Source organism: Mesorhizobium sp. M0923 (assembly GCF_040319365.1).
In the GTDB taxonomy this organism is placed as follows: domain Bacteria; phylum Pseudomonadota; class Alphaproteobacteria; order Rhizobiales; family Rhizobiaceae; genus Mesorhizobium.
Genome location: NZ_JAMYNW010000017.1, coordinates 17,627 through 38,885, shown reverse-complemented (window position 1 = coordinate 38,885; position 21,259 = coordinate 17,627). Strand labels below are relative to the sequence as shown.

General features: G+C 63.6%; 21 protein-coding genes and 1 pseudogene. 16 read left to right on the top strand and 6 right to left on the bottom strand.

Annotated elements, in window-relative coordinates; genetic code table 11:
- The 9 genes and pseudogenes from NKH89_RS25135 (at position 1) to phnE (NKH89_RS25095) (ending at position 8,771) form a co-directional block, all read left to right on the top strand.
- Complete coding sequence (locus NKH89_RS25135) at positions 1-1,113, top strand: carbon-phosphorus lyase complex subunit (RefSeq protein ID WP_352495515.1); 1,113 nt, start codon at positions 1-3, stop codon at positions 1,111-1,113.
- Positions 1,110-2,021 carry an alpha-D-ribose 1-methylphosphonate 5-phosphate C-P-lyase PhnJ gene (locus tag NKH89_RS25130; protein WP_352483628.1) on the top strand — a complete coding sequence of 304 codons (912 nt, stop codon included), beginning with the start codon at positions 1,110-1,112 and terminating at the stop codon, positions 2,019-2,021. Before NKH89_RS25135 ends, NKH89_RS25130 begins: the two co-directional genes overlap by 4 nt.
- The gene (gene phnK / locus NKH89_RS25125) at positions 2,018-2,794 is read left to right on the top strand and encodes a phosphonate C-P lyase system protein PhnK (protein ID WP_352495516.1); all 777 of its coding nucleotides are present in this window, start codon (positions 2,018-2,020) and stop codon (positions 2,792-2,794) included. Before NKH89_RS25130 ends, phnK begins: the two co-directional genes overlap by 4 nt.
- 211 nt (positions 2,795-3,005) lie before the next feature.
- Positions 3,006-3,713 carry a phosphonate C-P lyase system protein PhnL gene (gene phnL, locus NKH89_RS25120; protein WP_023721973.1) on the top strand — a complete coding sequence of 236 codons (708 nt, stop codon included), beginning with the start codon at positions 3,006-3,008 and terminating at the stop codon, positions 3,711-3,713.
- The gene (locus NKH89_RS25115; protein ID WP_352483629.1) at positions 3,710-4,327 is read left to right on the top strand and encodes a DapH/DapD/GlmU-related protein; all 618 of its coding nucleotides are present in this window, start codon (positions 3,710-3,712) and stop codon (positions 4,325-4,327) included. Before phnL ends, NKH89_RS25115 begins: the two co-directional genes overlap by 4 nt.
- Positions 4,328-4,548: 221 nt before the next feature.
- Positions 4,549-5,397 (top strand): phosphonate ABC transporter ATP-binding protein, encoded by an 849-nt coding sequence (gene phnC / locus NKH89_RS25110; RefSeq protein ID WP_023721975.1) that lies wholly within the window; start codon positions 4,549-4,551, stop codon positions 5,395-5,397.
- A gap of 87 nt (positions 5,398-5,484) precedes the next feature.
- Positions 5,485-6,392: pseudogene (phnD, locus tag NKH89_RS25105) on the top strand (phosphonate ABC transporter substrate-binding protein).
- Positions 6,393-6,444: 52 nt separating this feature from the next.
- Positions 6,445-7,401, top strand: coding sequence for a phosphonate ABC transporter, permease protein PhnE (gene phnE / locus NKH89_RS25100; RefSeq protein WP_352910444.1), 957 nt, complete (start codon positions 6,445-6,447; stop codon positions 7,399-7,401).
- 2 nt (positions 7,402-7,403) lie between these two features.
- Entirely contained in the window at positions 7,404-8,771 is a 1,368-nt protein-coding gene (gene phnE, locus NKH89_RS25095) for a phosphonate ABC transporter, permease protein PhnE (RefSeq protein ID WP_352910441.1), read from the top strand.
- A 23-nt stretch (positions 8,772-8,794) separates the two neighbouring features.
- On the opposite strand, the gene NKH89_RS25090 is transcribed toward phnE (NKH89_RS25095), so the two are convergent.
- From NKH89_RS25090 to NKH89_RS25080, 3 genes are all read right to left on the bottom strand, one after another.
- Complete coding sequence (locus NKH89_RS25090) at positions 8,795-9,646, bottom strand: sugar phosphate isomerase/epimerase family protein (protein WP_352910439.1); 852 nt, start codon at positions 9,644-9,646, stop codon at positions 8,795-8,797.
- A 177-nt stretch (positions 9,647-9,823) separates the two neighbouring features.
- Complete coding sequence (locus NKH89_RS25085; protein WP_023721980.1) at positions 9,824-11,011, bottom strand: Gfo/Idh/MocA family protein; 1,188 nt, start codon at positions 11,009-11,011, stop codon at positions 9,824-9,826.
- Between the two features lie 154 nt (positions 11,012-11,165).
- A complete protein-coding gene (locus NKH89_RS25080) occupies positions 11,166-12,221 on the bottom strand; it encodes a sugar phosphate isomerase/epimerase family protein (protein ID WP_031194931.1) in 1,056 nt (351 codons plus the stop codon).
- A 394-nt stretch (positions 12,222-12,615) separates the two neighbouring features.
- Here NKH89_RS25080 and NKH89_RS25075 point away from each other — a divergent pair, with 394 nt between their 5' ends.
- From NKH89_RS25075 to NKH89_RS25055, 5 genes are read left to right on the top strand one after another with little or no spacing between them, the layout of a single operon-like run.
- The gene (locus tag NKH89_RS25075) at positions 12,616-13,503 is read left to right on the top strand and encodes a sugar phosphate isomerase/epimerase family protein (RefSeq protein ID WP_023721982.1); all 888 of its coding nucleotides are present in this window, start codon (positions 12,616-12,618) and stop codon (positions 13,501-13,503) included.
- A 55-nt stretch (positions 13,504-13,558) separates the two neighbouring features.
- Positions 13,559-14,728 carry a mandelate racemase/muconate lactonizing enzyme family protein gene (locus tag NKH89_RS25070; RefSeq protein ID WP_031194933.1) on the top strand — a complete coding sequence of 390 codons (1,170 nt, stop codon included), beginning with the start codon at positions 13,559-13,561 and terminating at the stop codon, positions 14,726-14,728.
- A gap of 1 nt (position 14,729) precedes the next feature.
- Positions 14,730-15,446, top strand: a complete 717-nt coding sequence (locus tag NKH89_RS25065; RefSeq protein WP_352483633.1) for a FadR/GntR family transcriptional regulator — start codon at positions 14,730-14,732, stop codon at positions 15,444-15,446.
- A gap of 1 nt (position 15,447) precedes the next feature.
- Entirely contained in the window at positions 15,448-16,428 is a 981-nt protein-coding gene (locus tag NKH89_RS25060) for a hydroxyacid dehydrogenase (RefSeq protein WP_352910436.1), read from the top strand.
- A gap of 49 nt (positions 16,429-16,477) precedes the next feature.
- Positions 16,478-16,861: a hypothetical protein gene (locus NKH89_RS25055; protein WP_023721986.1), complete on the top strand. Its 384-nt coding sequence runs from the start codon at positions 16,478-16,480 to the stop codon at positions 16,859-16,861.
- 14 nt (positions 16,862-16,875) lie between these two features.
- On the opposite strand, the gene NKH89_RS25050 is transcribed toward NKH89_RS25055, so the two are convergent.
- The gene (locus NKH89_RS25050) at positions 16,876-18,171 is read right to left on the bottom strand and encodes an amidase (protein ID WP_352910433.1); all 1,296 of its coding nucleotides are present in this window, start codon (positions 18,169-18,171) and stop codon (positions 16,876-16,878) included.
- A gap of 119 nt (positions 18,172-18,290) precedes the next feature.
- Between NKH89_RS25050 and NKH89_RS25045 the strand changes: the two genes are divergently transcribed.
- The gene (locus tag NKH89_RS25045; RefSeq protein WP_352910431.1) at positions 18,291-18,638 is read left to right on the top strand and encodes a GFA family protein; all 348 of its coding nucleotides are present in this window, start codon (positions 18,291-18,293) and stop codon (positions 18,636-18,638) included.
- Here NKH89_RS25045 and NKH89_RS25040 read toward each other — a convergent pair.
- The gene (locus tag NKH89_RS25040; protein ID WP_352515841.1) at positions 18,635-19,858 is read right to left on the bottom strand and encodes an MFS transporter; all 1,224 of its coding nucleotides are present in this window, start codon (positions 19,856-19,858) and stop codon (positions 18,635-18,637) included. The two genes, NKH89_RS25045 and NKH89_RS25040, sit on opposite strands and share 4 nt — an antisense overlap.
- Positions 19,859-19,949: 91 nt before the next feature.
- Here NKH89_RS25040 and NKH89_RS25035 point away from each other — a divergent pair, with 91 nt between their 5' ends.
- The gene (locus NKH89_RS25035; protein ID WP_023721991.1) at positions 19,950-20,930 is read left to right on the top strand and encodes an AraC family transcriptional regulator; all 981 of its coding nucleotides are present in this window, start codon (positions 19,950-19,952) and stop codon (positions 20,928-20,930) included.
- Between the two features lie 12 nt (positions 20,931-20,942).
- On the opposite strand, the gene NKH89_RS25030 is transcribed toward NKH89_RS25035, so the two are convergent.
- The gene (locus NKH89_RS25030; protein WP_352483638.1) at positions 20,943-21,224 is read right to left on the bottom strand and encodes a hypothetical protein; all 282 of its coding nucleotides are present in this window, start codon (positions 21,222-21,224) and stop codon (positions 20,943-20,945) included.
- Positions 21,225-21,259: the final 35 nt, after the last annotated feature.

The following is a 21,259-nucleotide window of genomic DNA, read 5'->3' as shown; positions in this document are numbered from 1 at the left end:
ATGTATGTCGCGGTAAAAGGCGGTGAAGCGGCCATCCGCAACGCCCACAAATTGCTCGCCGACCGCCGGCGCGGCGATCGCTCGGTGCCCGCACTTCGGCTCGACCAGATCGTCGAGCAGCTGGCGCTCGGCGTCGACCGGGTGATGAGCGAAGGTTCGCTCTACGACAGGGAATTGGCGGCACTCGCCATCGTCCAGGCGCGCGGCGACATGATCGAGGCGATCTTCCTGGTTCGCGCCTATCGCACGACGCTGCCGCGCTTCGGCTATACCAGGGCGATCGAAACCGGCTCGATGCTGGTCGAACGGCGCGTGTCGGCGACCTACAAGGACCTGCCCGGCGGGCAGTTGCTCGGCCCGACTTTCGACTACACCCACCGGCTGCTCGATCCCGAGCTTGCCGCCGGCGGCGAAGTCGCCAAACCGGAGCAGCGTGCAGGCGAAGCGGAGGCGATGCCGCGCGTCTCGGCCATCCTCGCTCGCGAAGGCCTGATCGAGCCCGACGGCGACATGCCCGGGGATCATGTCCCCGGCGACATCACCCGCGAGCCGCTCGAATTCCCGATGGCGCGTGATATCCGCCTGCAGGCGCTGTCGCGCGGTGACGAGGGGTTTCTGCTGGCGCTCGGCTATTCCACCCAGCGCGGCTATGCGCGCAACCATCCTTTCGTCGGCGAGGTTCGTATCGGCGAGGTCGAACTGGAACTGGACGTGCCGGAACTGCCCTTTGCCGTGCCGCTCGGCAGCATCCGCGTCACCGAATGCCAGATGGTCAACCAGTTCAAGGGCTCGGCCAAGGCGCCGCCGCAATTCACCCGCGGGTACGGCCTCGTCTTCGGCCAGAGCGAGCGCAAGGCGATGGCCATGGCGCTATGCGACCGCGCTCTTCGTGCAACCGAATTCGGCGAAGATGTCGTCGCCGCCGCGCAAGACGAAGAGTTCGTCATCTCGCATTCCGACAATGTCCAGGCGACCGGCTTCGTCGAGCATTTGAAGCTGCCACACTATGTTGATTTTCAGGCCGAGCTCGACCTCGTGCGCCGCATGCGCGCCGCGCACGACGCCCGCGAAAACGCCGGCAAGGCCGACGAGAAAAGGCAGGCCGCGGAATGACCGGACAACCGACCGACATCGCCACCTACAACTTCGCCTATCTCGACGAGCAGACCAAGCGGATGATCCGCCGCGCCATCCTCAAGGGCATCGCCATCCCCGGCTATCAGGTGCCGTTCGCCTCGCGCGAGATGCCGATGCCCTATGGCTGGGGCACCGGCGGCGTCCAGGTCACGGCGTCGATCATCGGACCGGACGATGTTCTCAAGGTCATCGACCAGGGCGCCGACGACACCACCAATGCCGTCTCGATCCGCGCCTTCTTCAAGAAGGTCGCCAATGTCGCGGTCACCACCGAGACGGCCAAGGCGACCATCATCCAGACCCGCCATCGCATCCCTGAACATCCGCTGAGTGCCGGTCAGGTGCTGGTCTATCAGGTGCCGATCCCCGAGCCGCTGCGCTTCCTCGAGCCGCGCGAAACGGAGACGCGCAAAATGCATGCGCTTGAGGAATACGGCCTCATGCATGTGAAGCTCTACGAGGACATCGCCAGGCACGGCCGCATCGCCACCACCTATGCCTACCCGGTCAAGGTCGAAGGCCGCTATGTGATGGATCCGTCGCCGACGCCGAAATTCGACAATCCCAAGATGCACCGTTCGCCGGCTCTGCAGTTGTTCGGCGCCGGCCGCGAAAAACGCATCTATGCGCTGCCGCCCTTTACCGAGGTGGTCAGCCTCGACTTCGAGGATCATCCCTTCGAAGTGCAGACCTTCGACCAGCCCTGCGCGCTGTGCGCGGCCGAGAACGTCTATCTCGACGAGGTCATCCTCGACGACCATGGCGGCCACATGTTCGTCTGCTCCGACACCGATTATTGCGAGAAGCGGCGCGCCGAAGGCCACCGCGGCCATCTCGCGCCCGAGACCCATCTTGCCCCAGGAAAAATGGAGCCGGCTGAATGACCGACGAACCGCTGCTGCGCGTTTCGGCGCTGTCCAAATTCTACGGCTCGCGCGTCGGCTGCGAGAACGTCACCTTTGATCTGTGGCCGGGCGAAGTGCTGGCGGTGGTCGGCGAATCCGGTTCCGGCAAGACGACTTTGCTCAACTGCCTGTCGACTCGGCTGCTGCCCTCTTCCGGCACCGCCAGCTACCGCATGCGCGACGGCCAGTTCCGTGAGCTTTACCGCATGAGCGAGGCCGAGCGCCGCTTCCTGATGCGCACCGACTGGGGCTTTGTCCATCAGAACCCCGCCGACGGGCTGCGCATGACGGTGTCGGCCGGCGCCAATGTCGGCGAACGGCTGATGGCGGTCGGCGACCGCCACTATGGCAGGATCCGCGCGACGGCGGTCGACTGGCTGTCGCGCGTCGAGATCGACGAGGACCGCATCGACGACGAGCCGCGCGCCTTCTCCGGCGGCATGCGCCAGCGCCTGCAGATCGCCCGCAACCTGGTCACAGGGCCGCGGCTGGTGTTCATGGACGAGCCGACCGGTGGCCTCGACGTTTCGGTACAGGCACGCCTGCTCGATCTGCTGTGGGGGCTGGTCACCGATCTCGGCCTGGCGGCCATCGTCGTCACCCACGATCTCGCCGTGGCGCGGCTGTTGTCGCAGCGCATGATGGTGATGAAGGACGGCCGTGTTGTCGAAAGCGGCCTCACCGACCGCGTCCTCGACGATCCGCGCGCGCCCTACACCCAGTTGCTTGTCTCCTCGATTCTGCAGGTGTGACGATGATTGCTCCGGCGTACCCCCCTCTGGCCTGCCGACCATCTCCCCCTCAAGGGGGGAGATCGGCAGCTTTTATGTCCCGCCCGTTCTGCGACACAGGAGAATGGCGAAACCGAATGCGACAGCCAATCTCCCCCCCTGAGGGGGAGATGGCCGGCAGGCCAGAGGGGGGTGTTGGCCCGCAAACGACTGGCGAATGGAGCACCCTCTGATGGCAACCCCGCTCGTCGTCTCCGATGTCGCCAAGAGCTTCACCATGCATCTGCGCGACGGCATCAAACTGCCTGTCGTCGCCGGTGTCTCTTTCGCGATCAGGGCCGGCGAATGCTCCGTGCTCGGCGGCCCGTCCGGCGCCGGCAAGAGCTCGATCCTGAAAATGCTCTACGGCAATTATGCCGTCGACGCAGGCCAGATCATCGTCCAGCACGAGGACGGGCTCATCGATCTCGCCACGGCCAGCCCGCGCACCGTGCTAGCCGTGCGCCGGCTCACGATCGGCTATGTCAGCCAGTTCCTGCGCACCGTGCCGCGCGTCTCGGCGCTCGATGTCGTCGCCGAACCGCTGGTCGAGCGCGGCGAGGAGCGCGAAGCCGCGCGCGGCAAGGCACGCGACTTGCTGGCCCAATTGAACCTGCCGGAAAAACTCTGGGCGCTGCCGCCGGCGACGTTCTCCGGCGGCGAACAGCAGCGCGTCAACATCGCGCGCGGCTTCATCACCGAGCATCCGATCCTGCTGCTCGACGAGCCGACCGCTTCGCTTGATGCGAAGAACCGGGACGTGGTGATTTCCCTGATCGCTGCCAAGAAGGCGGCGGGCGTCGCTTTGCTCGGCATCTTCCACGATTACGACGTGCGCGAAGCCGTCGCCGATCGCATCATAGACGTGACCGCCTTCGCCGCTGGGAAAATCGCCGCATGACCAGGAAATTGTCGGAGGCCCCGCTGGTCCACGAGACGGCGGAGATCGAGAACTCGACGCTCGGCCGCTGGACCGAGATCGCCGACCGAAGCCGGGTTTCGGAAAGCATGATCGGCGACTATTCCTACATGATGCAGGACTGCAGCGTCTGGTGCGCGACAATCGGCAAATTCGCCAACATCGCCGCCAGCGTCCGCATCAATGCCACCAATCATCCGACCTGGCGGCCGACGCTGCACCATTTCACCTATCGCGCCTCCGACTATTGGGACGACGCCGAGCACGAGAGCGAATTCTTCGCTCAGCGCCGCGCCAAACGCGTCACCATCGGCCACGACACCTGGCTCGGCCATGGCTCGACCGTCCTGCCCGGCGTCACCGTTGGCGACGGTGCGGCGGTCGGTGCCGGCGCAGTGGTATCGAAGGACGTCGCTCCCTACACCATCGTCGGCGGCGTACCGGCCAAGCCGATCCGCGAGCGCTTCGACCGCCGCACCGCGGAGCGCTATCAGGCGCTCGCCTGGTGGGATTGGGATCATGCAAGGCTGCGCGCCGCGCTCGACGATTTCCGGGAGCTGTCGGCGGAGGCTTTTCTGGAGAAGTATGGTGGCTAAGGATCGTGAATGGTAATGGCGGGCAGCGAATAAATTTCGAGGCTCAGGAAAGCCTTTCTTATCACCATTCACCGTTCGAGCTTCTCGCGCCGAGTTGATCCCGCCCCGCTCCAGGCTGTGGGCGGTAACAAAACTGACATCAATCAGACACCGCAGGTTCACGTAGCTGCGCTAGCGAGGGTTAACAGACCTTCAATTGCGATTGGACTGGAGCCTGCACCATGTCAGCTACGCTCGAAATCCGCGGCGTCACCCGCCGGTTCGGCAAGAACACCGCCGTCAGCAATGTTCACATCTCGATCCCGCAAGGACAGATGGTCGGCGTCATCGGCCGCTCAGGCGCCGGCAAATCGACCCTTCTGCGCATGATCAACCGCCTCATCGATCCCAGCCAGGGATCCATCCTGTTCGACGGCGTCGAGGTTTCCGGGTTGCGCGGCTCGCCGCTCCGGCGTTGGCAACGCGACTGTGCCATGATCTTCCAGCAGTTCAATCTGGTGCCGCGCCTCGATGTGCTGACCAATGTGCTGCTCGGCCGGCTCAACCACCGCTCGACCCTGTCCAACCTGTTCGGCATGTTCTCCCGCAACGAATGCGCCGAGGCGGTTGCAGCCCTCGAGCGCCTGGACATCGCCCGCACCGCGCTGCAGCCCGCCGGCACGCTTTCCGGCGGCCAGCAGCAGCGCGTTGCGATCGCGCGTGCCATGATGCAGCAGCCGAAGGTGTTGCTCGCCGACGAGCCGATTGCCTCGCTCGATCCGCTCAACGCCAAAGTGGTGATGGATTCGCTGCAGGATATCAATTTGCGCGAGGGTATCACCGTCATCACCAATCTGCATACGCTGGATACGGCGCGCAACTATTGCAACCGCATCATCGGCATGGCCGCCGGCAAGGTCGTCTTCGACGGCCCGCCCGAAGACCTCAATCGCGAGGCGGTGCGCATGGTCTATGGCGCCGACAGCAATGGCGGCGAAATCTCCGAGGCCATCACCTCGACCAGTGTCGCCATCAAACAGAAAATCGCTGCATCCGCCGGACCGCTCGAGCCAGCGTTTCCTGGTTATTGAGAACGGCCTGATCGCCGCCCGCGTCAAAGGCACTCGTCAAAATTCGATCGCAACCGGCGCGAGGCCGGATCAAAGGAGAGAGACCCAATGTTCAGGAAGATGGTTTTTGGCGCGGTTTCATTGCTCGCCATCGCGGCCAGTGCCGCTCACGCCCAGGATATCAAGGAATTCCGCATCGGTATCCTTGGCGGTGAAAATGAAGCGGACCGGCTGCGCAATTTTCAGTGCCTCGCCGATCACCTGACGTCCGAATTCGGCTTCGAGAAGGTCTCGCTGTTCCCGGCCGCCGACTACGACGGCGTCATCCAGGGCCTGCTCGGCGGCACGCTCGATTTCGCCGAGCTTGGTGCGTCGGGCTATGCCAGCGTCTACCTCAAGGATCCGAACGCGGTGACCCCGATCCTCACCACCCAGCAGACCGACGGTGCGACCGGTTATTATTCGATAGGCCTGGCGCTGAAGTCGTCCGGCATCACCGACATCAAATCGGCCAAGGGCAAGAAGCTCGGTTATGCCGACCCGGATTCGACGTCGGGCTATCTGATCCCGCTGACCCAGATCCCGAAGGACACCGGCGCTTCGAACGAAACCTTCTTCGCCTCGACCCAGTTCAATGGCGGCCACGAGAACAACCTTCTCGCCGTCCGCGACGGCAAGGTCGACGTGGCGGTTGACGACTCCTCGGGCATCGGCGACTTCAAGAACGGTTACACGTCCGGCACCTTCCACAAGGAAGTCGCCAAGGGCGCCGTCGACCCCAACGACTTCGTCGAAGTCTGGCGCTCCGGCCTGATCCCGAATGGCCGCTGGTCGTGCGCACCGCGCTCGGCGGCGATATGAGCGCCAAGCTCGCCAACTTCTTCACCAGCTTGCCGGCCAAGGACAAGCCTTGCTTCGAAGCCATCGAAGGCGGCGATTTCACTGGCTACGTTCCAGTGAAGCCGGACTTCTACAGCGTCATCGTCGAAGCCCGCAAAGCCGCGATCGGCGGGTGAATGCAATTGAAAAGGGCGGCCTTACCAGCGCCGCCCTTTTTGCATGCCGATCATGACCATCTCAGCCACGATCCGTTCAGACGCGACCCGGCGGACGGCCGACACCTGGCGACGCCAGACGTCCTTGCGCCGGTTCTACACCGCGCTCGGCATCGGCTTGCTGCTTGTTGCCATGTGCACAGCCATGTGGTTCGCCGACGAGGCCAATGCCGGACATTTCTTCGATCGGCTGCCGCACATACTGGATTTCCTTAGCTGGCTTGTTCCCAAGGACTGGAGTGACGTCTGGCGCGCGCTGTTCGACATCGCATCGCCGCACGACAAAGGCAGCCAGGAGTTCAACTTCCCGCTTGGCCGCGTCTATCTCTGGCGCGGCTTTTATCTACCCGAATATTTCGAGCTGATGCTCACTACGCTCAACGTGGCGCTGGTTTCCACTTTCATCGGCTTCGTCTTTGCGGTGCCCTTCTCCTTCATCGCGGCGCGCAACTTGACGCCCAGTCCGGTGCTCAGGCTCGTCGTCAAGCGCTTCATGGAACTGCTTCGCGCCTTCCCGGAGATCGTCATTGCCGGCCTGTTCGCAGCCATCCTCTCGACCGGCCCGGTCGCAGCCATCATCGCCATCGGCCTGCATTCGATCGGCGCCCTCGGCAAGCTCTTCTACGAGATCAACGAAAACATCGACATGCGCGCCGAAGAAGGCCTGCGCGCCGTCGGCGCCAACTGGTTCGAGCGCATGCGCTTCGCTGCCCTGCCGCAGGTGCTGCCCAATTTCACGTCCTACACGCTGCTCAGGATCGAGATCAATGTCCGCATCTCGACCATCATCGGCGCGGTCGGGGGTGGTGGCATCGGCGAGGAGCTGAAGCTCTCCATCTCGCGCGGCTTCGGCGCCAAGACGCTGGCTCTGGTGCTGCTGTTGTTCACCACCATCTTCCTCGTCGATCAGTTCTCTGCCTGGCTTCGCCGCAAGCTCGTCGGCGAGCAGGCTTTCATGATGGGCGCCTGAGCATGGCCGCAATGACCGCCGATGAGATGCAGTCGATCGAGGAGCGCTTCCCCCATGTGTTCCGGCGGCCCCTGTACAAACGCTTCGGCCCGCTGGTCCTGTTCGCCGGCATCCTGCTCTACCTCGTCTACACCTTGTGGTTCTTCAGCCTGCCGCAAGTTCTGAGGGAATCCCACTGGGAGCGCCTGCCGCTCTTTCTGACGCAATGGATCAGCTACGATCTGCAGCCGGAATTCCGTCTCGATCAGCCTCAGATCACGCCCAAATACCCGCGTTTTTCCGCGCTGGGCGAAGATCCTCATCCCGACTGGGTTATCACCAATGCGAACGGCTCCTACACCATTCTGATCGCCGGCCGGGCCAAATCGGTTACCTTCGACAAGACCGAGGCGACGCTGGTCGCCAATGGCCAGACGGTGCCGGTGTCCTTGGCCAGCGGCAAGCCGGTGATATCCGGCCTGGTGCCGGACTGGATCACCGCACACGACGACGAAATCGTCGCCAGGATGGGCTTTGCCGGCGAGGTCCGCATAACCGTCGATCGCGTCAAAGTCCGTAAGCGCTTCCTCGGCTGGGCGAATTTCGTCTTCGACACACGCTCGCCCTTCTTCGGCAAGTCGCCCGGCGAGGTGGTCTCGTTGCTGATGTCCGGACCCCAGCTCAAGCCGGGCACATCTAACATCACGCTGGCCGCCGACAATATCTGGTACAACGCCCAGTGGCAGCATGGCGATGTCTGGACGAAGCTGTTCCAGACCATCGTCATGGCATTTCTCGGCACCTTGCTCGGCGGCATCGTCGCCTTCCCGCTCGCCTTCTTTGCCGCCCGCAACATCACCCCGAGCGGCGTGATCAGTCAGGTGCTCAAGCGCTTCTTCGATTTCATGCGTTCGGTCGACATGCTGATCTGGGCGCTGTTCTTCACCCGCGCCTTCGGCCCGGGCCCGCTTGCCGGCAGCGCCGCGATCTTCTTCACCGAGATCGGCACGCTCGGCAAAGTCTATTCGGAAGGCCTCGAGAACATCGACGACAAGCCGCGCGAGGGCATCCAGTCGACCGGCGCCAACGGCTTGCTGGTGCAGCGCTATGGCGTGCTGCCGGAAGTGATTCCGGTCTTCATCAGCCAGACGCTCTACCAGTGGGAATCCAACACCAGGGGCGCAACGATCATCGGCGCTGTCGGTGCCGGCGGTATCGGCCTGAAGCTTTGGGAAGCGATGCGCACCAACTCCAACTGGGCCAATGTCTTCTACATGGTGCTCTTGGTCCTGCTCGTCGTTTTCATCTTCGACAACATTTCCAATTTCCTGCGCCGCCGCTTGAGCAGGACGATCCACGACTACAACAGGATCCAGGCCGGCCAGGGGTGACGGCCGCGTTGCGCCGGCGGCAGTTAGGCCGCCTTCTTCCAGCCGCTCCTGATGTGCCTGTAGCCGTCGCGGTAAACAGCTTCCGGGCCTTCGGAAAAGTCGCGCCACACCTTGGTGGCCGCGGCCAGATCCTTCAGCGAGCGGCCGAACGCCTCGATCGTCAGCCAATCGTCATAGTCGCTCTCGCGGATGGCGGAGAAAGTCTCCTTCCAGGGGATGTGACCGCGGCCCGGCACGCCGCGGTCGTTCTCCGAAATGTGGATATGGACGACGTTCTTGCGGTTGCGTGTATAGGCGCCGATCGGGTCGGCCTCTTCGATGTTGGCATGGAAGGTGTCGTACATCGCCTTGATGTGCGGCCGGTCGATCGCGTCGATATGCTCCGACAAATCGTCCATCGTGTTGAGCAGATAGCATTCGAAGCGGTTGAGCGCCTCCAGCCCGATGGTGACGCTCTTGTTGCCGGCATGGTCGCCAATAGCGCGTTGCGAAGCGATCGAACGTTTTTTCTCGGCCGCCGTCGGCCCGCTGCCCGAGAAGGCCCCGAGCGTCGAATGCAACGGGCCGCTCAACGTGTCTGCGCCAAGCGCCTGCGCGCAGTCGATCGCCCATTTCATGTATTCGATACCGGCCTTGCGCGTCGAGGCATCCGGCGAGATCAGGTTCATCGCCGGATCGCCCATGGCCGAGACGGCGGTGCGTTGCAGCCCGATTCGGTCGAGCAGATCACCGAGCTTCTTGTAGCCGTCCGGCGCGCCGGAGAAGACCGGTATTTCGACGCCGTCGAAGCCGGTCGTCTTGATGTCTCTCAACAGCGGCTCGTGTTTTTTCGACACGGCCGTCGTCCACAACAGCATGCACATGCCGATCTTCATCGACGCCCCTCCCTTCATTCGCTCGATCGCCCCCGAGGAGTGGTAGATTCAGGTCAGGCCGAGCCGAAAATGGTAGGTTCCGAGAACCGGAGCGGAGCGTACTTTTGGTACGTGAGCACCGGAAGCGCAGGAAAACTGCCATTTGCAGGCCGGCCTCACCTGAATATCACCACCCCTTCAAAGCTTCGTCCACGCCCCATTCTTCTTAGACGACTTCACGCAGGCTTCGATGAAGGCCATGCCTTCGACGCCGTCTTGCACGGTTGGGAAGACGACATCCTTAGCCGGCTTGCCGCCCGTCCGGCGCGCCGCACGAATAGCCCGCGCGGCTTCCTGGTAGATGTTGGCGAAACCTTCGAGATAGCCTTCCGGATGCCCTGGCGGGACGCGGCTGACGCGCCCCGCGACGGGGAGCGCGCCGGCGCCATTTCGGGTAATCAACTGCTTCGGCTCGCCGAACGGCGTGTACCAGAGATAGTTCGGGTCGGCCTGCACCCATTCGAGCCCGCCCTTCGAGCCGTAGATACGCAATTTCAGCCCGTTCTCGTGGCCGGGCGCCACCTGGCTGGCCCAGACCATGCCCTTGGCCGGGTGCGACCCGCCGACCGGCTTGAAGCGCAGCAGCACATTGATGTTGTCGTCGAGCAGCCTCCCCGGCACGAAGGCATCGAGATCGGCCGACAACGAATCGAGCTCCAGCCCGGAGACGAAACGGGCAAGGTTGTAGGCATGGGTGCCGATATCACCCAGCGCACCGCCCGCACCCGCCTGCTTGGGGTCTGAGCGCCACGCAGCCTGCTTCTGGCCGGTGGCGGCCAGGTCCTCGGTCAGCCAGTCCTGCGGATATTCCGACTGCACGATGCGGATATCGCCGAGCTGCCCCTTGGCCACCATCTCGCGTGCCTGCCGCACCATCGGATAGGCGGTGTAGTTATGCGTCAGCACGAACACTTTGCCGGTCTTTTCGACCAGCGCCGCCAGCTTCTTTGCCTCGGCCAGCGTCGTCGCCAGCGGCTTGTCGCAGATGACGTGGATGCCGGCCTCGAGAAAAGCCTTGGCAGCCGGCACGTGCACATTGTTCGGCGTGACGATGGCGACCACCTCGATGCCGTCCGGCCGCTTGGCCTCCGCCTTGGCCATCTCGGCATAGGAGCCGTAGCTGCGTGCCGGATCGAGCCCAAGCTCGGCCGCCGAGGCCTTGGCGCGCTCCGGATTCGATGACAGCGCGCCGGCGACCAGCACGAACTCGTTGTCCATGCGCGCCGCGATGCGGTGCACCGCGCCGATAAAGGCGCCTTGTCCGCCGCCAACCATGCCGTAGCGGATCGGACCGCCCCCGGTTTCCGCCTTCGATGCGCCGACCATGATTTTCTCCCTCGTTGTCTGAGATACCCCTCCCCCTTGAGGGAGGGTGGCCCGAAGGGCCGGGAGGGTCGGTCAATGCCGAGCTCAACCCAGCGACCCCACCCCGATCCGCTGCGCGGATCGACCCTCCCCTCAAGGGGGAGGGAAAGCTGTGTTAGATCCCCATCATCCCGCGCAGCACCTTTTTGTCGGTCGTGCCGCCGGCGAAATCGTCGAATGCCTTTTCCGTAACCCTGATGATATGATGCTGGATGAAGGGAGCGCCCTCGGCAGCACCATCCTCCGGGTGCTTCAGGCAGCATTCCCATTCCAGCACCGCCCATGAATCATAGTTGTATTGGGTAAGCTTGGAGAAGATGCCGCCGAAATCCACCTGTCCGTCGCCGAGCGAGCGGAACCGCCCGGCACGGTTGGTCCAGCTCTGGTAGCCCGAATAGACGCCTTGCCGCCCGGTCGGATTGAACTCGGCATCCTTGACGTGGAACGCCTTGATCCGCTCGTGGTAGATGTCGATGAATTCGAGATAATCGAGCTGCTGCAGCAGGAAGTGCGACGGGTCGTAGTTGATGTTGCAGCGCTTGTGGCCGCCGACCGCATCGAGGAACATCTCGAATGTCGCGCCGTCGAACACGTCCTCGCCCGGATGGATTTCGTAGCCGACATCGACGCCGTTCTCGTCATAGACGTCGAGGATCGGCTTCCAGCGCTTGCCGAGTTCGGCAAATGCTTCCTCGATCAATCCCGCCGGCCGCTGCGGCCACGGGTAGAGGTAAGGGAAGGCCAACGCCCCGCAAAACGACACCGACGCCTTGAGCCCGAGATTCTTCGACGCCTTGGCGCCGAACTTCATCTGCTCGACCGCCCATTGCTGCCTGGCTTTTGGATTGTTGTGCACCGCAGGTGGAGCGAAGCCGTCGAATTGTGCGTCGTAGGCCGGATGCACCGCCACCAGCTGACCCTGCAGATGCGTCGACAGTTCAGTGATCTCGACGCCGGCATCGGCGCAGATGCCCTTCACCTCGTCGCAATAGGCCTTCGACGACGCTGCCTTCTCGAGATCGAACAGCCGGGCGTCCCATGTCGGGATCTGCACGCCCTTGTAGCCCAGACCGGCCGCCCATTTGGTGATCGAGGCCAGCGAGTTGAACGGAGCGGCGTCGCCCGCAAACTGCGCCAGGAACAGACCAGGCCCCTTCATCGTCGTCGGCATCGGCATCTCCCTATGTTTCGCGACCAAGCATAGCGCCGATTGAAAACAGGGCCAGCCTCTTTGGTCTCTTTGCACAGCGCGCTCGGCGCCGCTATTCTGGTATTACCAAATGCCGAAATCTGGTCAAGCCATTTGACGCGCGGCCGCAGTCCTGCAACCATGCCGAGCTGCCCAACATAATTCAACGTAATCAATGCTGTAAGCAAGAGACGGCGCTTGATGGTAGCACTTCTTGCCGTCCAGATGAAATTACTGTAGACCTCCCATCAAGCCCAATTGGTCGAACCAGTTTGCCAAAAAAATGCTGGGAGGCCTTGGGGAGGAATCATGCAGCGCACTTCGGCAGAGTGCGTCGCAGGCGAACTGGTACAGGCGATTCTGGGAAGGATAGACCATGCATCTTTCGACGCACAATTGGATGCGGGCGGAGCCGCTGGAAACGACGCTCAAGCGCATCAAGAAATTCGGCTATGAGTCGATCGAGATTTCCGGCGAACCCGAACAGTACAAGACCAAGGAAACACGCGCGCTGCTGAACGAGTACGGCATCCGTTGCTGGGGAGCGGTGACGCTGATGCTGGGCGAGCGCAATCTCGCCGCCAAGGACCAGGGCCAGCGCGAGCGCTCGGTGCAATATGTCAAGGACGTGCTGACCATGGTCAGCGAGCTCGACGGCGAGATCATCACGCTGGTTCCCGCCACCGTCGGCAAGGTCGTGCCGGACGGCACCGAGGAAGAGGAATGGAAATGGGTGGTCGACGCCACCCGGGAATGCTTCACCCACGCCAAGAAGGTCGGCGTCAAGATCGCGGTCGAGCCGCTCAACCGCTTCGAAACCTACCTGTTCAACCGCGGCGCCCAGGCACTGGCCCTTGCCGATGCGGTCAGCCCCGAATGCGGCGTCTGCCTCGACGCCTACCACATCCACATGGAAGAATTTAACGTCTATGACGCCATCCGGCAGGTCGGCAAGCGCCTGTACGACTTCCATGTCGCCGACAACAACCGCTTCGCTGCCGGCCTCGGGCAGATCGACTGGCCGAAGATTGTCGGCACGCTGAAGGAGATCGGCTATGACGGCGCGCTGACCAATGAATTCGTCGCCCCAGTCGACCGCACGCCGGCAGCCCCCTATCCCGACATGGTCGAACGCAATCCGGTCGACATCTCGCCAGAGCAGCTGAAATTCATTCAGGACCACGGCTCCAGCGTGCTCACGGAAAAATTCTACACTGACCAGATGCGCATCAATGCGGAAACGCTGCTGCCGCTGATCAAGTAGCCAAGCCGTTTGGAAAGAGCCCTTCCGCCTCACCGCGGCCGGGCCGAGGATGAACATGCGCATCAAGACGGTCCAAGCCTGGTGGGTTCGCATACCGATCGAAGCCGCGAAGCAGCACCGCAGCGACTTCGGTCAGGTGGCGACGTTCGACGCCGCCATCCTGCGCATCGAAACCGACGACGGGCTTGTCGGCTGGGGCGAAGGCAAGAACGCCGCCGGCAGCGCCGGCAGCTACGGCGCCCTTGTCCATTTGCTGAACCATGAGGTCGGGCCGCAGCTGGTCGGCCTCGACCCGGCCGACATCGGCGTCATCTGGGAGATGCTCTACAATGGCGCGCGTCACGACAGCGCCGCCCGCGCCGGCCACGCCATGCCGCAATTGGCACGACGCGGCATGAGCATCGCCGCTATCAGCGCCGTCGACATCGCATTGTGGGACATTCTCGGCAAATCGCTCGGCGTTCCGGTCTGGCGGCTGCTCGGCGGCCGCAAGCTGGACCGCATGCCGGCCTATGCTTCCGGCGGCTGGGCAACTGCGGAAGCCATCGGCGACCAGCTGCAGTCCTACATCGCCAAGGGCGGCTTCAAGGCGCTGAAGATGCGCGTCGGCGCCATGGACGGCGCCCCGCACGTCTCCGCCGCCCGCGTCCGCGCCGCAAGACAGGCGCTCGGTCCCGATATCGACCTGATGGTCGACGCGCACGGCACCTATACGGTGGCCGAAGCCAAGCGCTTCATCCATCTCGCCGGCGACCTCGATCTCGCCTGGTTCGAGGAGCCGGTGATCGCCGACGACAAGCCCGGCATGGCCGAGGTGCGCGCCTGCGGCTCGATCCCGATCGCCACCGGCGAAAGCGAGGCGACCCGCTATGCCTTCCGCGACCTCGCTGTGCTCAAATCCGCCGATATCTTCCAGCCGGATCCGGCCTTTTGCGGCGGCATCAGCGAGGCGATGAAGATCGGAACCATCGCCAGCGCCTTCAATCTGCGCTTTGCGCCGCATCTTTGGGCGGGTGCGCCCTGCTTTTTTGCCGGGCTGCATGTCTGCGCCGCTTCGCCGGCGAGCTTCACCGTCGAATATTCACTCGGCGCCAACCCGATGATCCACGATCTGATCGAAGAGACTGTCGAAGCAAAGGACGGTATGGTAGCGATCCCTGATAGACCCGGGCTGGGATTCACTATTTCGGAGCGGTTCCTGGAGGCGCACGCGCAACACGGCTGACATGAAAGAAAAGAACCTTCTCGCGGAACTCGCCGCCTACCTGTTCTCCCATTCGGACAAGGAGACGGGCCGCACGCCGTCGGAGCGCGAACTGGCAGAGCATTTCAGCGTCAGCCGCGGTCAGATCCGCGAGGCGCTGGCCATCCTCGAGGCCATGCGCATCGTCGAACGACGGGCGAAGTCCGGCATCTACATCGATACAAAGCAGGCGAGCGTCGAGGCGATGGCGCTGTTCGCCCGCGCCGGCCTGCCGCTCGATCCTGTCCAGATCTACGAGACGGTCGAGTTGCGCAAGATCCACGAGATCAAGGCCGCCGAACTTGCCTGTTCCCGCGCCACCGAGGAGAATTTCGAGCGGCTGCGCGAGATCCTGAAGGCCTCTGAGGATCGCATCGCGGCCGGTGAAGGCCTTGCCCGGGAAGACCGCGAGTTCCATCTCGAGATCGTGCGGGCGACCAAGAACAGTGTGTTCCACAATGTCTGCAGCGTCTACTACATGATGGGCGAGATGCGCCTGCCGATCTATTTCAACGATCCCGAACGCAGCGTGCGCTCGCATGCCGAGCACATCCAGATCTACGAGGCGCTGCTGCGCCGCGACGGCAACCTCGCCCAGGCGCTGATGAGCGCTCATCTGCAAGGCGCCGAAAGCTACTGGAAGGGGCTGATCGAGGGGCGTGAGGCGGAACCGCAAAGCCCAGCGCTCGAAAAGGCCTGAAATGCCCAAGATCCTGTCGACACACAGACTGCACCCCCGTGCCTCTTCCATGCTGACAGGGGCCGGCGAACTCGTCGTTGCTTCCGCTCTCGACGCGGCCACGCTGGCCGCCGAGGCAAGGGACGCCGATGTCATCATCGTTCGCGCTCCTTTGCCTGCGGCGCTTTTCGAAGGCGCGACCAAGCTCAGGGCCGCGATCCGCCACGGCGCCGGGCTCGACATGGTACCGATGGAAGCGGCCAACGCGGCGGGCGTGCTGGTGGCGAACGTTCCGGGAGTGAACGCGCGCTCGGTCGCCGAATATGTGATGTTCGCGGCACTGGCGCTGCTTCGGCGCTTTCGTGTGTTGGACCGCGACTTGCGGGCGAAGGGCTGGCTGGCCGGCCGCGAACACACCGTCGTGGCCAATGAGCTTGCCGGCAAGACGATCGGCATTGTCGGCCTCGGCGCAATCGGCCAGGCGGTCGGCCACATCGCCGCCCATGGTTTCGATCTGAATGTGGTGGCAACGACGCGCAGCATGCAGCCGGCGCCGGACAGCGTCGGCTTCTTGTCGATCGATGCGCTCATCGAGCAGAGCGACATCATCGTTCTGTGCTGCCCGCTGACGCCCGAAACGCGGGGGCTGATTAGCCGGGAACGTATTGACCGGATGAAGCCGGATGCGCTGCTAATCAATGTTTCGCGCGGGCCGGTGATCGACGACGACGCGCTGATCGAGGCCTTGCAGAAGGGCCGCATCGGCGGCGCCGCGCTCGACGTTTTTGCGACACAACCGCTGCCGCCCAACCATCCCTACTTCGGCTTCGACAACGTCATCGTCACCCCGCACATGGCCGGGATCACCGAACAGTCGATGATGCGCATGGGCGTCGGCGCGGCTGGCGAAGCCTTGCTGGTGCTGGCCAACAGATTGCCGATCAATCTGCGCAATCCCGAAGTGGTCGAGCACTACCGGCGGCGGTTCCCTGCCGATTTCTAAGCAAAGGCTACGCCTCAATTTTCCCGAATTCGCCAGCGACGTTGCCGGTATGGGAAACACCACAAAATTCCTGCTGACCGCCAGTGTCTGCATGGCGGCGGCGCATGCCTTGGCCAACGGACAGGGCAGCTACGTGTTCTGCGACAACGGCTTGCGCTGCGTGATGGCACCCTGTCCATCGAACAGCGCGCTCGACCTCGACACCGGCAAGTTCGTCAAAGGCGTTTCGATCGACATCGATCGCCTGCCGCAGCAAGACAAGGGCCTCGATCTTTCGGACAAGCTCTATGCCGGCAAGGTCGTTGTTGTCGGCTCGATCGAGAACCGCACCCGGACCTTCAACGGCAAGCGATACACCCTGCCTTGGCTGGTTGCCACCAGCATCGAGCGCACCGCCAAGGACAACGAGCGCGGCCACTGCTCGTCGCGCTGACACGCGCTATCGGATCAATTTGCAAGCAGTGCCTCGACCGCAGCGGCGATCCGCAGCAGGTGGTGGTCATGGCCATTGCGCGCCACCAGCATCAGCCCGGCCGGACGCATCATTCCGGGCATCGGCAGCGAGATGGCTGAAAGATCGAACTGGTTGGCGACCTGCGTGTTGCGCAGCAGAAGGCCTTCCGTCCTGTCGCACAGGGCCTCGTCGCCGGTCATCGAGACGATCGTCGGCGCGGTCATCGGCGTGGTCGGCAGGGCCAGCACGTCGACCGACGCCAGCCGGTCATCCATCGCGGCGGCAAGTGCTGCGCGACGGCGCATTGCTTTGATATAGACCGTGGCCGGAATGGCGGCGGCGCGCGACAATGGCCCGCTTACCCGCGGGTCGACCGGCATCGTCGCTCCCGTCGCCAGCCAGTCGGCATGGATCTCCGCCCCTTCCATTGCCGCGATCGAGGCGCGTTTGGTTGCCGCGCGCAGATCGACAAGCAGGTCGTCGATCGACAACTCCACAAGCCGTGCGCCGCTAAGCTCCATCTTGCGAAGACACCGGTCGAACGTCGTCGCGACCTCTTCCTCCGTATCATCGAACAGCACGCCGCGCGGAATACCGATGCGCAGGCCGTCCAGCGGAAGCGGCAACAGTGCCGCCAGGTTTTCGCCCGCCATCACTGCGTCGGCCGCCGCACATTCGGCGACGGTGCGGGCCAGCGGACCGATCGAGTCCAGCGTGGCCGACAGCGGAAACGCACCCGCGAGCGGCACGCGCCGCGCCGTCGGCTTGAAACCGACGACGCCATTCAACGATGCCGGAATGCGCACCGATCCGCCGGTATCGGAACCGATGGAGATTTCGCTGGTGCCTTCGCCGACCGAAACCGCGGCGCCTGAGGACGAGCCGCCCGGAATACGGCGGGCATCACTTGCATTGCCGGGCGTGCCGTAATGCGGATTGACGCCGATCGCGGTGAAGGCGAACTCGGTCATGTTGGTCTTGCCGAGGATGACTGCACCGGCCTGGCGCAACCGTTCCACGACAATGGCATCCCGCAACGCCGGCGCTGCCGTGGCGAGCAGCAGCGAGCCCGCCGTCGTCGGCTCGCCGGCGACATCGAACAGATCCTTGATCGAGGTGATCGCCCCATCGAGCGGCCCGAGCGTGACGCCGGCTTTTCGCCGCGCATCGGCGGCGTCGGCCGCCGCCCGTGCTGCTTCAGGATAGAGCTTTGCGAAAACGCTCTCATCGCCCACGCGAGCAGCAAGACGCGAAACAATTGCTTCGAGGCGATCACGGGCTGATTGCATTTTCGGTGTCGGACTCCGCACGCTTGCAACGTCTTAATGTAGCAGCCACAAACTGGCCGCAGGAGACATAGCCCGGCACGGTCAGGTTTGCACCTGTCGAACCGAAGGAGGAAGGCCCGATGCTCTACGAAGGCAGCTGCCACTGCGGCAAGGTCGCGTTCGGGGTCGAAGGCGAGCTGACCGGAGCCGTACGGTGCAATTGCTCGATCTGCTCGCGCAAGGGTGCACTGCTATGGGCAGTGCCGCATGAGAGCATGCGGGTGCTTGCCTGGGGCGATGATCTCGGCCGCTACAGCTTCGGCAACCATGTCATCGCCCACCGCTTCTGCCGCAGCTGCGGCATTCACCCCTTCGCCGAGGATGTCGGCGAAGGGAGCGGGCGAAGTGCCTATATCAACATCCATTGCATCGAGGCGTTGGACGTCGCCGCCGTGCCGGTCTTCGACTTCGACGGCCGTTCCGTTTAGGAATTGGGGTCGTCGATCGGCTTGGGGCCAAGGAAGAACGCCGCCAATGCCGCAAGCAACGTCGCCGCCGCGCAATAGGCGAAGGCGCTGGCAACGCCGGTATTGTCGACCAGCAGGCCGCCGAAGACGGCGCCCAACGCGATGGCGACCTGGAACGTCATGACCATCAGCCCGCCGGCGCTTTCCGCCTGATCGGGGGCGGCTCGCACCAGCCAGGTCTGCAGCCCGACTGGGACGGCGCCGAAGGCAAAGCCCCAGCTGGCCACCGCTATTGCAGCCACGACGGGTGAGCCTCCGACCACCAGCAGCAGGAGCGCCGAAAACGCGATCAGCAGAGGCGCCAGGCTGACGGCTGCCTTGAGGCTGCGTTCCGCCATGAAGCCGCCGGCAAAATTGCCGAAGAAGCCACCAATGCCGTAGGCGAGCAGCACAAGCGAGATCGTCTCGATGTCCAGCGCGGGCACCTTCTCGAGAAACGGGCGGACATAGGTGAAGCCGGCAAAGTGTCCCGAGGCGACCAGCAGCACCACCAGCAGTGCCACCCTGATCATCGGCCGCTTCATCACCTCCAGCAGCGTGCGAAAACCTGCCGTACCTGCCGGCGGCAGCTTCGGAATGGTAGCCACCTGCACGAGCAGCGCTAGCGCGCCCACCACGGCGGCGATCATGAAGGCCGTCCGCCATCCCCAGATGTCGCCGACATAGGCGCCGACCGGAGCCGCACAGACCGTCGCCACCGAAACGCCGGTGAGGATGATCGACATGGCGCGCGGCATCAGCCGCATCGGAACGAGCCGCATCGCCATGGCTGCTGACATCGACCAGAAGCCACCGAGACTAATGCCAAGCATGATACGGGCGATCAGAAGAACGGGAAGCGACGACGCAAACGCGGCTACCAGATTTGACAGCACAAGCAGCACCGTCAGCGCCCACATGACCAGCCTGCGGTCCAGCCGCTTGGTGACAATGGCCATTGTCGGCGCCGCAATCGCGCCAATGACGGCGGTGGCCGTTACCGCCTGCCCTGCGGCGCCTTCGGTGATGCCGAGATCCTGCGCAAGCGGCGTCAGCAGGCTGGCAGGCAGAAATTCCGCGGTCACCAGGCCGAAGACTCCGAGCGCCAAGGAGACCACCGCCCCCCATGCGGGCTCGGATCGTTCGCCGGTTTCCGTCAGGTCGAGAACGGCGTCCATGACGCCTGTCGCGGGTTCGGTCATGAGGGATCTCCGATCTGGTTGCAGCGCAGCATCTGGCTGCAGTGCAACATAGGGAGTGACTGTCCGGAGTTTCCATGCTAGAAACACCATTATGCTTGACCGTTCGTCCAAAATCCCTGTCACCGGTGATCCGCTGACAGACATATTGCGCGGATTGCGCCTCGAAGGCGTCGATTACGGCCGTTGCGAGATGAAGGAACCCTGGGGCATCCATTTTCCGGCTCAGGCGGCGGCACGGTTTCATTTCATCGGTCGCAAAGGCTGCTGGTTGCTGCAGCCGTCCGGCGAATGGGTCGAGCTCAAGGCGGGCGACGCGGTGTTGTTGCCGCGCGGTTCAGCCCACACGCTGGCGAGCGAGCCGGGTATCGAGGCGGCGCCGATCCACGGCTATGAGGTCGAGGAGATCTGCAAGGGTGTCTATTGCATGTCGAACGACGGCGTGCCCGGCTGCCGTCCGGGCACCTTGCTGTTTTTCGGCAGCATGTATTTCAATCTCGATGGCTTGCACCCCTTGCTCGGCATGATGCCGGACGTGATGCGCGCGCATGAGTTGGAAGCCTATGAGCCAGGTATCCCGCATTTGCTGGAGGCGATGGCCCGCGAGGTGACGATGGAGCGCGTCGGCTCCGGCGGCATCCTGGCGCGGCTGGCCGATGTGCTCGCCGCGACCGTCATCCGCTCATGGGTCGAGCGCGGCTGCGGCGACTCTTCCGGATGGATCGCGGCGGTGAGGGACCGCGAGATCGGCCGGGTGCTGGCCGCGATCCATCTGGAACCGAGCCGCGACTGGACGGTGGACGCTCTGGCGAAGATGATGGGCGCCTCGCGATCAGGTTTCGCCGAGCGCTTCGCAACCATTGTCGGCGAAACACCGGCAAAGTACGTTACGCAGGTACGGATGCACCAGGCGCGGCAATGGCTGGTCCGCGACCGGCTCAAGATTTCCGTCGTCGCGGCGCGCCTCGGCTACGAATCCGACGCCTCCTTCAGCCGCGCCTTCAAGCGGGTAATCGGATCGCCGCCCAGCCATTTCCGGGCCGAGGAACAGGCGGAGATCCGCCAGGCCGGCTAAACGTTGGCCGGGTTATTGCTCGGTGATGCAGGCCGAGCCGGCGCTGCTCTTGCAATATTTGCCGGAAGCCCCGCACCTGCCATCCGAGACTTCGACAACGGTGCCGCTCAACAACAGCTTGCAGTCACTGGTGGACAGATTGACCGTGCCGTTGAGATCCTTGATCTTCTTGGCGTCGACCTTCGCACCGGCGACAACTTTCTTGGCTGCCTGCGCCTCGCTCAGATGCACCGCCGACAATCCCATACCCGCGACAAGCAGGATCGTCGCAAAGCTGCGTAACAGATTTCCCATAGCCAACCCTCCGTTTTGGGTCTCCAAATTGGGCG

What these genes read in the sequence shown, in the direction of transcription:
- NKH89_RS25030 (WP_352483638.1), bottom strand. Translation starts at nt 21,224, where the DNA reads ATGGGAAATCTGTTACGCAGCTTTGCGACGATCCTGCTTGTCGCGGGT.
- NKH89_RS25090 (WP_352910439.1), bottom strand. Translation starts at nt 9,646, where the DNA reads ATGAAGATCGGCATGTGCATGCTGTTGTGGACGACGGCCGTGTCGAAA.
- NKH89_RS25130 (WP_352483628.1), top strand. Translation starts at nt 1,110, where the DNA reads ATGACCGGACAACCGACCGACATCGCCACCTACAACTTCGCCTATCTC.
- NKH89_RS25050 (WP_352910433.1), bottom strand. Translation starts at nt 18,171, where the DNA reads ATGCAATCAGCCCGTGATCGCCTCGAAGCAATTGTTTCGCGTCTTGCT.
- NKH89_RS25065 (WP_352483633.1), top strand. Translation starts at nt 14,730, where the DNA reads ATGAAAGAAAAGAACCTTCTCGCGGAACTCGCCGCCTACCTGTTCTCC.
- NKH89_RS25085 (WP_023721980.1), bottom strand. Translation starts at nt 11,011, where the DNA reads ATGGTCGGCGCATCGAAGGCGGAAACCGGGGGCGGTCCGATCCGCTAC.
- NKH89_RS25060 (WP_352910436.1), top strand. Translation starts at nt 15,448, where the DNA reads ATGCCCAAGATCCTGTCGACACACAGACTGCACCCCCGTGCCTCTTCC.
- NKH89_RS25040 (WP_352515841.1), bottom strand. Translation starts at nt 19,858, where the DNA reads ATGACCGAACCCGCGACAGGCGTCATGGACGCCGTTCTCGACCTGACG.
- NKH89_RS25080 (WP_031194931.1), bottom strand. Translation starts at nt 12,221, where the DNA reads ATGCCGACGACGATGAAGGGGCCTGGTCTGTTCCTGGCGCAGTTTGCG.
- NKH89_RS25075 (WP_023721982.1), top strand. Translation starts at nt 12,616, where the DNA reads ATGCATCTTTCGACGCACAATTGGATGCGGGCGGAGCCGCTGGAAACG.
- phnE (WP_352910444.1), top strand. Translation starts at nt 6,445, where the DNA reads ATGACCATCTCAGCCACGATCCGTTCAGACGCGACCCGGCGGACGGCC.
- NKH89_RS25070 (WP_031194933.1), top strand. Translation starts at nt 13,559, where the DNA reads ATGCGCATCAAGACGGTCCAAGCCTGGTGGGTTCGCATACCGATCGAA.
- phnE (WP_352910441.1), top strand. Translation starts at nt 7,404, where the DNA reads ATGGCCGCAATGACCGCCGATGAGATGCAGTCGATCGAGGAGCGCTTC.
- NKH89_RS25115 (WP_352483629.1), top strand. Translation starts at nt 3,710, where the DNA reads ATGACCAGGAAATTGTCGGAGGCCCCGCTGGTCCACGAGACGGCGGAG.
- NKH89_RS25055 (WP_023721986.1), top strand. Translation starts at nt 16,478, where the DNA reads ATGGGAAACACCACAAAATTCCTGCTGACCGCCAGTGTCTGCATGGCG.
- phnK (WP_352495516.1), top strand. Translation starts at nt 2,018, where the DNA reads ATGACCGACGAACCGCTGCTGCGCGTTTCGGCGCTGTCCAAATTCTAC.
- NKH89_RS25135 (WP_352495515.1), top strand. Translation starts at nt 1, where the DNA reads ATGTATGTCGCGGTAAAAGGCGGTGAAGCGGCCATCCGCAACGCCCAC.
- NKH89_RS25035 (WP_023721991.1), top strand. Translation starts at nt 19,950, where the DNA reads ATGCTTGACCGTTCGTCCAAAATCCCTGTCACCGGTGATCCGCTGACA.
- phnL (WP_023721973.1), top strand. Translation starts at nt 3,006, where the DNA reads ATGGCAACCCCGCTCGTCGTCTCCGATGTCGCCAAGAGCTTCACCATG.
- NKH89_RS25045 (WP_352910431.1), top strand. Translation starts at nt 18,291, where the DNA reads ATGCTCTACGAAGGCAGCTGCCACTGCGGCAAGGTCGCGTTCGGGGTC.
- phnC (WP_023721975.1), top strand. Translation starts at nt 4,549, where the DNA reads ATGTCAGCTACGCTCGAAATCCGCGGCGTCACCCGCCGGTTCGGCAAG.